The sequence below is a fragment of the Streptomyces sp. NPDC002773 genome (genome assembly GCF_040295605.1).
Classification (GTDB): Bacteria; Actinomycetota; Actinomycetes; order Streptomycetales; family Streptomycetaceae; genus Streptomyces.
On record NZ_JBEOVO010000014.1, the window covers coordinates 57,410 to 68,938 of the forward strand.

Annotated in this window: 13 protein-coding genes; 7 read left to right on the forward strand and 6 right to left on the reverse strand. The window is 71.0% G+C overall.

The window, feature by feature from the left end:
• The first annotated feature begins 31 nt into the window (after nucleotides 1–31).
• Entirely contained in the window at nucleotides 32–700 is a 669-nt protein-coding gene (locus ABT034_RS18795) for a UbiX family flavin prenyltransferase (RefSeq protein ID WP_351216475.1), read from the forward strand.
• Here the strand turns inward: ABT034_RS18795 and ABT034_RS18800 are convergent, their stop codons facing one another.
• Nucleotides 701–838, reverse strand: coding sequence for a hypothetical protein (locus tag ABT034_RS18800; protein ID WP_167537137.1), 138 nt, complete (start codon nucleotides 836–838; stop codon nucleotides 701–703).
• A 114-nt stretch (nucleotides 839–952) separates the two neighbouring features.
• Between ABT034_RS18800 and ABT034_RS18805 the strand changes: the two genes are divergently transcribed.
• The gene (locus tag ABT034_RS18805) at nucleotides 953–1,408 is read left to right on the forward strand and encodes an Lrp/AsnC family transcriptional regulator (protein WP_351216478.1); all 456 of its coding nucleotides are present in this window, start codon (nucleotides 953–955) and stop codon (nucleotides 1,406–1,408) included.
• A 65-nt stretch (nucleotides 1,409–1,473) separates the two neighbouring features.
• Nucleotides 1,474–2,637: an aminofutalosine synthase MqnE gene (mqnE, locus tag ABT034_RS18810; RefSeq protein WP_351216480.1), complete on the forward strand. Its 1,164-nt coding sequence runs from the start codon at nucleotides 1,474–1,476 to the stop codon at nucleotides 2,635–2,637.
• Between the two features lie 50 nt (nucleotides 2,638–2,687).
• Here mqnE and ABT034_RS18815 read toward each other — a convergent pair whose 3' ends face one another.
• Together ABT034_RS18815 and ABT034_RS18820 are read right to left on the reverse strand one after the other, a co-directional pair.
• Nucleotides 2,688–3,554 carry an AraC family transcriptional regulator gene (locus ABT034_RS18815; RefSeq protein WP_351216482.1) on the reverse strand — a complete coding sequence of 289 codons (867 nt, stop codon included), beginning with the start codon at nucleotides 3,552–3,554 and terminating at the stop codon, nucleotides 2,688–2,690.
• Nucleotides 3,555–3,668: 114 nt separating this feature from the next.
• Nucleotides 3,669–4,202 carry a GNAT family N-acetyltransferase gene (locus ABT034_RS18820; RefSeq protein WP_351216484.1) on the reverse strand — a complete coding sequence of 178 codons (534 nt, stop codon included), beginning with the start codon at nucleotides 4,200–4,202 and terminating at the stop codon, nucleotides 3,669–3,671.
• 159 nt (nucleotides 4,203–4,361) lie between these two features.
• Between ABT034_RS18820 and ABT034_RS18825 the strand changes: the two genes are divergently transcribed.
• From ABT034_RS18825 to ABT034_RS18840, 4 genes are all read left to right on the forward strand, one after another.
• Complete coding sequence (locus ABT034_RS18825; RefSeq protein WP_351216486.1) at nucleotides 4,362–4,628, forward strand: DUF4229 domain-containing protein; 267 nt, start codon at nucleotides 4,362–4,364, stop codon at nucleotides 4,626–4,628.
• Nucleotides 4,629–4,987: 359 nt separating this feature from the next.
• Nucleotides 4,988–6,334, forward strand: a complete 1,347-nt coding sequence (locus ABT034_RS18830; RefSeq protein ID WP_351216488.1) for a dicarboxylate/amino acid:cation symporter — start codon at nucleotides 4,988–4,990, stop codon at nucleotides 6,332–6,334.
• A 105-nt stretch (nucleotides 6,335–6,439) separates the two neighbouring features.
• Nucleotides 6,440–7,144 (forward strand): TetR/AcrR family transcriptional regulator, encoded by a 705-nt coding sequence (locus tag ABT034_RS18835; protein WP_351216490.1) that lies wholly within the window; start codon nucleotides 6,440–6,442, stop codon nucleotides 7,142–7,144.
• Nucleotides 7,145–7,298: 154 nt separating this feature from the next.
• A complete protein-coding gene (locus ABT034_RS18840; protein ID WP_351216680.1) occupies nucleotides 7,299–9,134 on the forward strand; it encodes an AMP-dependent synthetase/ligase in 1,836 nt (611 codons plus the stop codon).
• 49 nt (nucleotides 9,135–9,183) lie between these two features.
• Here the strand turns inward: ABT034_RS18840 and ABT034_RS18845 are convergent, their stop codons facing one another.
• From ABT034_RS18845 to ABT034_RS18855, 3 genes are all read right to left on the reverse strand, one after another.
• On the reverse strand, nucleotides 9,184–9,432 hold the full coding sequence (locus ABT034_RS18845; protein WP_351216492.1) for an SCO4226 family nickel-binding protein: 249 nt from the start codon (nucleotides 9,430–9,432) through the stop codon (nucleotides 9,184–9,186).
• A gap of 32 nt (nucleotides 9,433–9,464) precedes the next feature.
• Nucleotides 9,465–10,127, reverse strand: coding sequence for a pyridoxine/pyridoxamine 5'-phosphate oxidase (locus ABT034_RS18850; RefSeq protein WP_351216494.1), 663 nt, complete (start codon nucleotides 10,125–10,127; stop codon nucleotides 9,465–9,467).
• A gap of 126 nt (nucleotides 10,128–10,253) precedes the next feature.
• Nucleotides 10,254–11,423, reverse strand: a complete 1,170-nt coding sequence (locus ABT034_RS18855; protein WP_351216496.1) for a thiolase C-terminal domain-containing protein — start codon at nucleotides 11,421–11,423, stop codon at nucleotides 10,254–10,256.
• Between the last annotated feature and the right edge of the window lie 106 nt (nucleotides 11,424–11,529).

An 11,529-nucleotide genomic window follows, 5' to 3' on the forward strand; every position in this document is an offset into this window, starting at 1 on the left:
CGGTCGGGAGATGGCGGATAGGCTCGACGGCATGGACGACGGCAAGCGCACTCCCTGGATCGTCGGCGTCTCCGGGGCGTCGGGTACGCCGTACGCCGCCGCCGTACTGAGGGGGCTGCTCGCCGCGGGGGAGAGCGTCGACCTCGTCGTGTCGCGGGCCTCGCGGCTCACACTGCTCGACGAGACGGGGATCTCCTTCCGGGACGCGCACTGGCGCGAGGACCTGGAGACGTGGCTGGCGCGGGGCGCCGACGGGAAGCCGGACACCTTCGCGGTCGACGTGAGCGGGGTGCGGTACTGGGCGGCCGGCGATCTGGCCGCGGGGCCGTCCTCGGGGTCGTACCCGGCGAAGGGGATGCTCGTGGTGCCGGCCTCGACCGCGGCGGTGGCGGGAGTGGCCCTCGGGCTCTCGAAGGACCTGCTGCAACGGGTCGCGAGCGTGACGCTGAAGGAGCGGCGGCCGCTGGTGGTCGCCGTGCGGGAGACCCCGCTGAACGGGCAGACGCTCAAGCACATGGTGGCACTGGACGAGGCGGGCGCCGTGGTGCTGCCCGCCTCTCCGGCGTTCTACGCGGGGGCGACGCACATCCAGGATCTGGTGGACTTCGTCGCCGGGCGGGTGCTCGACGCGGCAGGGGTGCCGCACCGGCTGTACCGCCGTTGGGAGGGAGAGCTCGGTGGAGCGACCCGCCCGGTCTGATCAGCGCTTCTTCGCGTGCTTCTTCTCGGCACGCTTCGAGGCGGCGGTCGGCTGGTGGGCACGCGAGCGGTTGGCCAGGTCCTGCAGCTCGCGCATACGGGCGTAGGCCATCTCGATCGTGTACACGGTGAACACCACTCCTGAAAGATCGTCTTTGATCTGCTGAAAGATTCACAGGGTGTCGACCCCTGTGTACCTTAGATTCTATACCTAAACTTGCGGTATCGCTGGACAATGGAAGGCCTCATACCTATGGACGCCGTGGACAGGCAGCTCATCCAGGCTCTGCGCGAGAACGGACGTGCCTCGTACGCCGAGCTCGGCCGGCTCGTCGGGCTCTCCGGCCCCTCCGTCACCGATCGCATCAACCGCCTTGAGGTCGCCGGAGTCATCACCGGCTACCGCGCCACCGTCGACGCCGCCTCGCTCGGCCTCGGCGTCACCGCCCTCATCGGCATCTCGCTCTCCGACGCCGCCGACCACGAGGACGTAGCCCGCCGCCTGAAGGACCTCGCCGAGATCGAGGACTGCTGGTTCATCGCCGGCGACGACTCCTTCATGCTCAAGGTGCGCGCCAACGACGTCGACGGCCTGGAGAAGACGATCCGCCGCCTCAGCGGCACCAAGGGCGTCTCCCGCACCCGTACGACCATCGTGCTCTCCACGAAGTGGGAGAACCGGGTCGGGGAGCTGCCCGAAGAGGGCTGACGGAACGGCTGAGAGTACGGTGAACGACGAAGTCTGATTTCGGAGAAAAAGAGGGAGGCGGCCGCATGGACGCGGGGCTCAAGCGCGAGCTGGAGCAGAAGGTCCGGGACGGTGAGCGGCTGAGCCGTGAGGACGGCATCGCCCTGTACGAGTCCGACGACCTCGCCTGGCTCGGCGGTCTGGCCCACGAGGTCCGGACCCGCAAGAACGGCGACGTGGTGCACTTCAATGTCAACCGGCATCTGAACATGACCAACGTCTGCACCGCCTCCTGCGCCTACTGCTCCTTCCAGCGCAAGCCGGGCGAGAAGGACGCGTACACCATGCGCATCGAGGAGGCCGTGCGCCTCGCGAAGGCGATGGAGAACGAGAACCTCACCGAGCTGCACATCGTCAACGGGCTGCACCCCAACCTGCCCTGGCGGTACTACCCGCGCTCCCTCTCCGAGCTCAAGAAGGCCCTGCCGAACGTCTCCCTCAAGGCCTTCACCGCCACCGAGATCCACCACTTCGAGACCATCTCGGGCATGTCGGCATCCGACATCCTCGACGAGCTCATCGAGGCCGGTCTGGAGTCCCTCACCGGCGGCGGCGCCGAGATCTTCGACTGGGAGGTCCGCCAGCACATCGTGGACCACCGCACCCACTGGGAGGACTGGTCCCGGATCCACCGCCTCGCGCACGAGAAGGGGCTCAAGACCCCGAGCACGATGCTGTACGGGCACATCGAGGAGCCCCGGCACCGCGTCGACCACGTGCTGCGGCTGCGTGAGCTCCAGGACGAGACCGGCGGCTTCCAGGTCTTCATCCCGCTGCGCTACCAGCACGACTTCGTGGACATGCAGGACGGCAAGGTCCGCAACAAGCTCCAGGCGCGCACGACGATGGCGACCGGCGCCGAGGCCCTGAAGACCTTCGCGGTCTCCCGTCTCCTCTTCGACAACGTGCCGCACGTCAAGGTCTTCTGGGTCATGCACGGCGTCCAGACGGCGCAGCTCGCGCTCCAGCACGGCGCCGACGACATGGACGGCTCGGTCGTCGAGTACAAGATCACGCACGACGCCGACAACTACGGCACGCCGAACAAGCTGGGCCGCGAGGACCTGCTCGAACTCATCCGGGACGCGGGCTTCCGGCCGGTCGAGCGGAACACGCGGTACGAGATCATCCGCGAGTACCCGGGCCCGGACACGGAGCTGCGGGAGACGCCGCAGGCGATGCGGGTCTGAGGTCGCTCGTACGGAGAAGGGCCGGTGGGGGTTCGCCCACCGGCCCTTCCTCATGCCCCGGTGCGCTCCACCGGGATCCACAGTTCCGCCCGAGCCGTCGTCCAGTCCGCCGAGGGGCGGACGCCCAGGATCTCCGGGCCCGGCCGGCTCGCGTACGGGTTGGACGGGAACCACTGGGTGAAGACGTCCCGCCACAGGTACTGGACGGCCTTCGGCAACGGACCCTCGTTCTCGAAGACCGCCCAGGTCCCGGCCGGCACGTCGAGCACCTCGAACCCGTCCGGGACCTCGGCGCCGCTGACGACCCCGTGCCAGTAGTCGAGCTCGGCGCCCTCCTCCCGGCTCTCCGTGAGGTGGGTGACCGCCGAGACGATCCCCTCCGGCTCCCCGTCCGAGAGGCGGGCGAGCCGGTCCAGGGCCTCCTGGCCGATGGACCTGATGTGCGCGGCGATCGCCGGGTTCTCCCCCTCGTGGACCAGGGGGACCCGGGCCCCGCGCCCGATGATCCCGAAGGCTTCCTTCTCCACGACCCTGTACCGCATGGTGCTGTTCCCTTCGACGACGAGGCGGAAGGACATCCGCGGCTGGGAGCGCAGTGCCGCCCCGGTACGGCGGGCCTCGCCGGGGCCGACCCCGTGCACCGCGCGGAACGCGCGGGCGAAGGCCTCCCCGGAGCCGTAGCCGTACCGGACCGCGATCTCCAGGAGCGTCCGCTCCCCGGCGAGCACCTCGGCGCCCGCGACGGTGAGCCGCCGGCGGCGTACGTACTCCGACAGGGGCATCCCCGCGAGCGCGGAGAACAGACGCCGGAGGTGGTACTCGGAGGTGGTCGCGATCCGGGCGAGTTCGGCCGGGTCGAGGTCGCCGTCGAGGCGCTCCTCGATGTGGTCGAGTGCCTGGTTGAGCCGTTCCAGCACGTGGTCCGTCCTTCCCTTCTTCCTTGTCCTCACCGTAGGAAGGGCGGGAGGCCCCGCACCCGACATCTCGTGCCCGATCCGGTCGGGTCCGGTCCGTGGGCTCGGTCCGTCGGGTCAGGTCAGGGGCAGCAGCATGATGATGTCGTCGCGGTCGTCGCCGGGGGCGACCCGGATCGCGTCGGGGACGCGGCCGACCTCCTTGTAGCCGGCCTTGGCGTAGAAGCCGTCGACGCCGGTGCCGCCCCGGCAGGTCAGCCGGACCGCCTCGATCGCCTCGAAGCCCTCGGCGGTACGGGCGGTGTGCTCGACCGCCGCCATGAGGTCGCGGCCGTACCCCCGGCCCTGGTGGCGGGGGTGGACCATCACCGTGTAGAGCCACACCCAGTGCGTCATCAGCGGGTGGGTGTTGAAGGTGAAGAAGGCGGTGGCGGCGACCTCGCCGTCCTCGTCGCGGCCGACGAGCAGGCGGGTGCCGCCCTCGGTCATCCCGATGAGGTGCTTGAGCAGCACGGGGCGGATGTCTTCGGGAGTGACGGGAGGGACGAAGCCGACCGAGCCGCCGGCGTTGGAGACGTCGGCCCAGAGGGAGAGCAGGCCGTCGCGCAGGGCGCGGTCGACCGCCGGGTCCACCTCGAACGTAAGGGTCATAAGGCGATACTAGATATTACTCGCGAGCTGCTCAAGTGGCCCGGTCCCGGGCGGCTCTCCCCTCCGTGCTTCACTGGAGGGGCGACGGTCCCGTAAGGGATCTTGGGCACTTTTCGGAACGAACAATTTCGGAACGTCGGAACGGAAGAGTGGGCTGACATGCTCCGCTACACGCTGATGCGTCTCGGCATCTTCGCCGGATGCTTCCTCGCCCTGTGGGGTCTCGTCTACGTCGGTGCGCTGCCGCGCGGCCTCGGCGACTCGAACCTGCTCTGGGTGCTCATGCTCTCCCTCGTCATCTCCGCCCCGCTGAGCTTCGTCCTCCTGCGCAAGGTACGGGACGAGGCGAGCGCCGCGGTCGTGGAGAAGGTCGACCGCGCCAAGGACCGCCTCGCGGCGAACCGGTCGCAGGAGGACGCCCTGTAGCCACGTAAAGGCTGCGTAAGGTTCGTCACAGGTCATCCACCCCGGGTGGGAGCTTCCAAGGCTCCTGTCTGGGGTGTTCTGCGTTTCGGAGGCGGGAAGGGGTCCCCGCACCCCAAAGAAGGGCTTTGAGGTTCTCAAAGTACAAGTGTTAACGTGTTCGCCATGACGACAGCAGTGCGCCCCTTCGACGCCGCGAGCACCCCGCTCGTGGCGCGCCTGCACGTCGATCTCTGCCGCTGTATGTCCGCGGTCTGTTGCCGCGCGCTCTGACCCGGCATCATGCAGCGGCCCGCGTGAAAGCGCGTGTGTGCCGCACCCCCGTCCCCGTATTGCCCGATACGCACCTGTGGAGTGTGTCTGTGTCCGCGTCCGCGACCACGCCCGAGAACGAGACCAAGCCCTCGTCCCGGATACCCAAGGTCCCCTTCTGGGCCCAGATCATCGCCGGTCTCGTCCTCGGTGTCCTGCTCGGCTGGATAGCCCGCAGCCAGGACGTGTCCTGGCTGAAGGAGACCCTCGGCCACGTCGGCGACATCTTCGTCCAGCTGCTCAAGCTGGCCGTCGCGCCGCTCGTCTTCTTCGCGATCCTGGTCTCGATCACCAACCTGCGGAAGGTGAACAACGCCGCCAGGCTCGCCACCCGCACCCTGCTCTGGTTCATGATCACCTCGCTGATCGCGGTCGCCATCGGCCTCGCCATCGGCCTGATCACCAACCCGGGCGCCGGCACCGGCCTCACCCCGCAGGACGGCAAGCTGCCGAAGCGCGAGGGCTCCTGGATCGACTTCCTCACCGGCATCATCCCGACGGACGTCATCACGCCCTTCACCGAGCTGAACGTCCTCCAGATCGTCTTCATGGCCGCCGTCGCCGGCATCGCCGCCCTCAAGCTCGGCGACAAGGCCAAGCCGATCCTCACGCTCTCCGAGTCGGTCCTGGAGCTCCTCCAGAAGGCCCTGTGGTGGGTCATCCGGCTCGCACCCGTAGGCACCGTCGGCCTCATCGGCTTCGCCATCGCCGACTACGGCTGGGACCTGATCGGCAAGTACGCGACCTTCACCGCCGACGTCTACATCGGCTGCGCCCTGGTCATGTTCGGCGTCTACCCGCTGCTGCTCGCCACCGTCGCCAAGGTCAACCCGATCCAGTTCTACAAGGGCGCCTGGCCGGCCATTCAGCTGGCCTTCGTCTCCCGCTCCTCGGTCGGCACCATGCCGGTCACCCAGAAGGTCACCGAGCGCCTCGGCGTCCCGAAGGAGTACGCCTCCTTCGCCGTCCCGTTCGGCGCCACCACGAAGATGGACGGCTGCGCCGCGATCTACCCGGCGCTCGCCGCGATCTTCATCGCGCAGATCTTCGACGTACAGCTCGGCATCGGTGACTACCTGCTCATCGCCTTCGTCTCCGTCGTCGGCTCGGCGGCCACCGCCGGTCTGACCGGCGCGACGGTCATGCTGACCCTGACCCTCTCCACCCTCGGCCTCCCGCTTGAGGGCGTCGGCCTCCTCATGGCGATCGACCCGATCCTGGACATGATCCGGACGGCCACGAACGTCGCGGGCCAGGCGCTGGTCCCGGTGATCGTCTCCGCCCGCGAGAAGATCCTCGACCTCACCGCGTACGAGAACGCCTCGTCGTCCCCGATCGACGACCTGGCCGACAGCCGCGAGGCCGAGCGGAAGGTCTCGGTGCCGGTCGCGGCCTGACACCTTCACAGCGCGTCCGACACGTGCCCCCTGCCCCGTCCGGGCAGGGGGCACGTACGCTTCTGCGGGGCATCCAGTGGATCTTGGAAGCAGGGGTGGGGCGCCATGGCCGGCGGTGCGAAGGCGCGGCGGTTGCCGAGGGCCGTGCGGGAGCGGCAGATGATGGACGCGGCGGTGCGGTGCTTCGCGCGGCACGGGTACCAGGCGGCTTCCATGGACGAGATCGCCGAGCTGGCCGGGGTCTCCAAGCCGCTGGTGTACCTGTACCTGAACTCCAAGGAGGAGCTCTTCACCGCCGTGATCCGGCGGGAGGCGCAGGCGCTGCTCGCCGTGGTCGCGGAGGCGGTCGCCGACCGGAGCGCGCCGCCGGTCGAGCGGCGAGACCGGAGCACGCCGACCGACGAACGACGCGATCGGAGCGCGCCGCCCGACGAGCGGCTCTGGGCCGGGCTGCTCGCCTTCTTCACGTACGCCGCCGAGCACCCGGACTCCTGGGCGGTGCTCAGCCGGCAGGCGCGGACGCAGGGGGAGCCGTTCGCCGGGGAGGCGGCCCGGATGCGGGACGAGATCACGGCGTTCGTGGCGGGGCTGATCGGTGAGGCCGCGCGGGAGGCGCGGGGCGGCGCGGACATCACCGGGCGGGACGTGGCGGCGCTGGCGCAGGCGCTCGTCGGCTCCGCCGAGTCGCTGGCGAGCTGGGCCAACGAGACGCCGGGGGCGACGGCGAAGGAGGCGGCCGCGACGCTGATGAACTTCGCGTGGTCCGGGCTCGGGAACCTCATGAAAAGCGAGCGCTGGTCTCCCCGTTGACTCTTACCTCGCAGTAAGGTTACCGGCTAGTCACTCCTCGTGGAGAGGGCAACGCACCGACGTACGACCTCAGTTCACCGCGCAGACCGAGGAGCCGCACGTGTCCGTCGTCAACGAGCCGTCCGCGAGTGAGCCGGTCGAGCCGCGCAAGGTCCTGGTCGACGGAGCGGTGCGGGAGGTCTCCGTGCCCGCCCTCGCCGCGCCCGTCCGGCGCGGGTCGCTCGCCGACCTCCCGTACGACAACGCCCGCCAGGATCCGGCAGCCGTCCTCTTCTCCCGTAAGGGACCTCAGGGGGAGTGGTACGACGTCACCGCCTCCGCCTTCGCCGCCGAGGTCCACTCCGTCGCCAAGGGCCTCGTCGCCCACGGCCTGCGCCCCGGCGACCGGCTCGCGCTGATGGCCCGGACCAGCTACGAGTGGACCCTGCTCGACTTCGCCGCCTGGGCCGCCGGACTCGTCACCGTCCCCGTCTACCCCACCTCCTCCGCCTTCCAGACCCGCTGGATCCTCCAGGACTCCGGCGCCACCGCCTGCGTCGTCGAGGACCCGGAGCAGGCCCGGCTCGTCTCCGCCGAGCGGCGGCAACTGCCCGGCCTCGCCCACCTCTGGGTCCTCGGCACCGGCGCCGTCGACCAGCTCCGCCGCGCCGGCTCCCGCGTCGCCGACGAGGCCGTCACCGCCCGCCGGGGGCTGCTCACCCCCGAGACCCTCGCCACCCTCGTCTACACCTCGGGCACCACCGGCCGCCCCAAGGGCTGCGCCCTCACCCACGCCAACTTCTTCGCCGAGGTCGACAACGCCGTCCCGCTCCTCCACCCCGTCTTCGTCGCCGAGAGCGAGGAACCCGCCGCCACCCTGCTGTTCCTGCCGCTCTCCCACGTCTTCGGACGCATGGTCGCCATCGGCTGCGTCCGGGCCCGCGTCCGCGTCGGGCACGCCCCCTCCGTCGAGGGCCAGGAGCTCCTCGCCGACCTCGCGGGCTTCCGCCCCACGTTCCTCCTCGCCATCCCGTACGTCCTGGAGAAGGTCTACAACTCCGCCCGCGCCACCGCCGAACGCGGCGGGAAGGCCGCCGTGTTCGACCGGGCCGCCCGGGTCGCCCGCCGGTACGGGCACGAGGACACGCCCTCGCTCTCCCTGCGCGCGGCCCGGGCGCTGTACGACCCGCTCGTCTACCGGCGCATCCGCGCCGCGCTCGGCGGCCGGGTGAAGTACGTGATCTGCGGCGGCTCCCCGCTCGGCGTGCCGCTCGCCGAGTTCTACGCGGGCGCCGGCGTCGAGGTCTTCGAGGGGTACGGCCTGACGGAGACCACGGGCGCGTCGACGGTCACCCCGCCGCAACGGCCGCGCACCGGCACCGTCGGCCGGCCGCTGCCCGGCACGGCCGTGCGGATCGCCGACGACGGGGAGGTCTGGCTCAAGGGCGGCCACGTCTTCGCCGGGTACTGGGACGCCCAGCGAGGGGCCGCCGTCCCGTACACGGACGACGGCTGGTTCCCCACCGGCGACCTGGGTTCGCTCGACGCCGAAGGCTATCTGCGGATCACCGGCCGCAAGAAGGACCTCCTCGTCACCTCGGCGGGAAAGAACGTCGCTCCCGCCCCGCTCGAAGACTGGCTGCGGGCCCATCCGCTGGTCGCCCAGTGCGTGGTCCTCGGCGACGACCGCCCGTACATCACCGCCCTCATCACCCTCGACCACGAGGGCCTCACCCACTGGCGGCGCATGCGGCACAAGGACCACCTGGCGCTCTGGGAGCTGACCCGGGACGAGGAGCTGCTCGGCGTGCTCCAGCGCGCGGTGGACGAGGCCAACCGGCTGGTCTCGCGCGCGGAGTCGATCCGCGCCTTCCGCGTCCTGACCGCCGAACTCTCCGAGAGCTCGGGCCATCTGACGCCGTCGCTCAAGCTCCGACGGCGCGCCGTGCTGCGGGACTTCGCGCGGGAGATCGAGGAGATGTACGGGACGGGGGGCGCCGACGCCGAGTAGGGCGGGGCCCGAGTGGGGCGGGGCCCCGCGTCCGTACGCGCGTCGCTCCTCACACCATGAGGGACACCTCGTGGATCTCGTCGGCGGAGTGGCCCGTGCGGGCGTGGACCCGCTGGACCGCCTCGGCCGACGGGCCGTGCGACAGGCAGTAGACCGTCCCCGACTCCGGGTCGGCCCACGCCCTCTCGAAGTGCACTCCCTCGTCCTTCTCGACGGCGAGGTCGGCCTGGTGCGCCTCGTTCAGCTGCTCGGCCGTGATGCCCATCATGCCCCGGTGCACGTCCATGTACGTTGCCATGGTTCACCCACCTCCACTTCCATGGTGCGCCCTCACGGCCAGAGCAGCTCGCGCAGCCAGCCGGTGGTGGTCGCCGGGTCGCGGCGGTAGCGGAGGCGCAGGTGGCGGCGGTGTCCGTCGCCCTGGAAGAACTCGACCTCGGCCGGTTCGACGACGTACAGGGTCCAGGTGGGCGCCTGGGCGTCCGGTTCCGCTTCGGCCCGGCGCCAGGCCGCCGCGCTGGCCTCCGCGAGGGTCTCCGGGGAGTCCAGGACCTCGCTCTGCCGGCCCACGAGTGCCGAGGCGAGGGCGCCGGTGGTGCGGGCGTGGAGGTCCTCGTACGCCTCCTCGGCGGTGCCGGTGGTGACGTGGCCCCTGACCCGGACCTGGCGGCCCTGGACCGGCCAGTAGAAGTTGAGGGCGGCCTCGGGGCGGGCGGCGAGCTGGCGGCCCTTGGCGCTGGTGGCGTGCGAGGCGAAGTGCCAGCCGCGCGCGTCGGCGTCGTGCAGCATCACCGTACGGACGTCGGGCCTGCCGTCCTCGTCCACGGTGGCCAGGGAGAGCGTGTGCGGTTCGGTCTGGCCGGCCGCGACCGCCGCCGTGAACCAGTCGTGGAAGAGCGGCAGCGGCTCCGGCGGGGCGCCGGCCGGGTCGAAGGAGGGCAGCTCGGTGTCCCAGACGCGGAGGGAGCGGAGGGCGTGGTGGAAGTCGGTCATGCGGCCACGGTGACATCCTCGCCCGCCTGGAGGAGGGCGACTCCCGCCTGCCGCGCCGTTTCGAGCGCCGCTCCGGGTGGGTTCCGGACCGGCGGCAACCGGAATATGGAGCATCCGTTCGGGACTTCAGCCCCGGCCGAGGACCACCGTTCCCGACGAGCAGAACCAGCCCCCCGTCCCCGACGCCACCGCCACCTCCGGCAGTGAGCCGTCCGCCCGCCGCACCTGGAGGCCCGGCGCCTCCCCGCGCAGTTGCCGCACCGCCTCCACGAGCAGGAAGAGGCCCCGCATGCCCGGGTGGCAGGCCGAGAGTCCGCCGCCGTCCGTGTTCACCGGCAGCCGGTCCTTCTCCTGGACGAACGGGCCGCCCTCGCCCTTCGGGCAGAAGCCCAGGTCCTCCAGGGTCACCAGGGTCATGTACGTGAAGGCGTCGTAGATCTCGGCCAGGTCGACGTCCGCCGGGGTCACCCCCGCCCGCTCGAAGGCCAGCCGGCCGCTGACCGCCGCCGGGGAGACCGTGAAGTCCTCCCACTCCGACATCGTGGTGTGCGAGACGTGCTCACCGGTGCCGAGCACCCAGACCGGGGCCGTACGGCAGTCCTGGACGTACTCCTCGGCGACGAGCAGCACCGCGCAGCCGCCGTCGCTGCGCAGGCAGCAGTGCAGCTTGGTGAACGGGTCCGCGATCATCGGCCCGGACAGGACGTCGTCGACGGTGATCGGGTCGCGGAACATCGCCTCCGGGTTGAGCGCCGCGTTCGCCCGAGCCCGCACCGCCACCTCGGCGAGCTGCTCCAGGGTCGTCCCGTACTGGTGCATATGGCGGCGGGCCGCCATCGCGTACTTGGCGATCAGGGTGTGCCCGTACGGGACCTCGAACTGGAGCGGGCCGCGCGCCCCGAAGGAGAGGTTGGCGGTACGGCGCCGGGCGCGGATGTCGGCGCGCGCGGTGGAGCCGTACACGAGGAGGACCGCGTTCGCGTGCCCGGCGGCGATCGCGTCGGCGGCGTGCGCGGCCATGACCTCCCAGGTGGCGCCGCCGACGGCGGTCGAGTCCACCCAGCGGGGCCGGAGCCCCAGGTACTCGGCGACCTCGACCGGGGCGAGGGTGCCGAGGCCCGCCGACGCCAGGCCGTCGATCACCGAGCGGTCCAGGCCGCTGTCCGCGAGCGCGCGCCGGGCGGCCTGGGCGTGCAGCGCGTACGGGGTGGCCTCGTCGACCCGGCCGCAGTCGGCGAGCGAGACGCCGGCGACGGCGACGCGGCGGGGACTCCGTGGGGGTGTGGTGGGCGCCATGGATCTGACGGTACATCAGATTACTTGCAACCGGGTCGGCGCTTCTCTGGGCAAGTGGCGGCGCCCGGTTCTAACATGACGCTCCGTCAGATACGGAGGGAGTCTC

What these genes read in the sequence shown, in the direction of transcription:
- ABT034_RS18795 (WP_351216475.1), top strand. Translation starts at nt 32, where the DNA reads ATGGACGACGGCAAGCGCACTCCCTGGATCGTCGGCGTCTCCGGGGCG.
- ABT034_RS18805 (WP_351216478.1), top strand. Translation starts at nt 953, where the DNA reads ATGGACGCCGTGGACAGGCAGCTCATCCAGGCTCTGCGCGAGAACGGA.
- mqnE (WP_351216480.1), top strand. Translation starts at nt 1,474, where the DNA reads ATGGACGCGGGGCTCAAGCGCGAGCTGGAGCAGAAGGTCCGGGACGGT.
- ABT034_RS18820 (WP_351216484.1), bottom strand. Translation starts at nt 4,202, where the DNA reads ATGACCCTTACGTTCGAGGTGGACCCGGCGGTCGACCGCGCCCTGCGC.
- ABT034_RS18825 (WP_351216486.1), top strand. Translation starts at nt 4,362, where the DNA reads ATGCTCCGCTACACGCTGATGCGTCTCGGCATCTTCGCCGGATGCTTC.
- ABT034_RS18835 (WP_351216490.1), top strand. Translation starts at nt 6,440, where the DNA reads ATGGCCGGCGGTGCGAAGGCGCGGCGGTTGCCGAGGGCCGTGCGGGAG.
- ABT034_RS18845 (WP_351216492.1), bottom strand. Translation starts at nt 9,432, where the DNA reads ATGGCAACGTACATGGACGTGCACCGGGGCATGATGGGCATCACGGCC.
- ABT034_RS18850 (WP_351216494.1), bottom strand. Translation starts at nt 10,127, where the DNA reads ATGACCGACTTCCACCACGCCCTCCGCTCCCTCCGCGTCTGGGACACC.
- ABT034_RS18855 (WP_351216496.1), bottom strand. Translation starts at nt 11,423, where the DNA reads ATGGCGCCCACCACACCCCCACGGAGTCCCCGCCGCGTCGCCGTCGCC.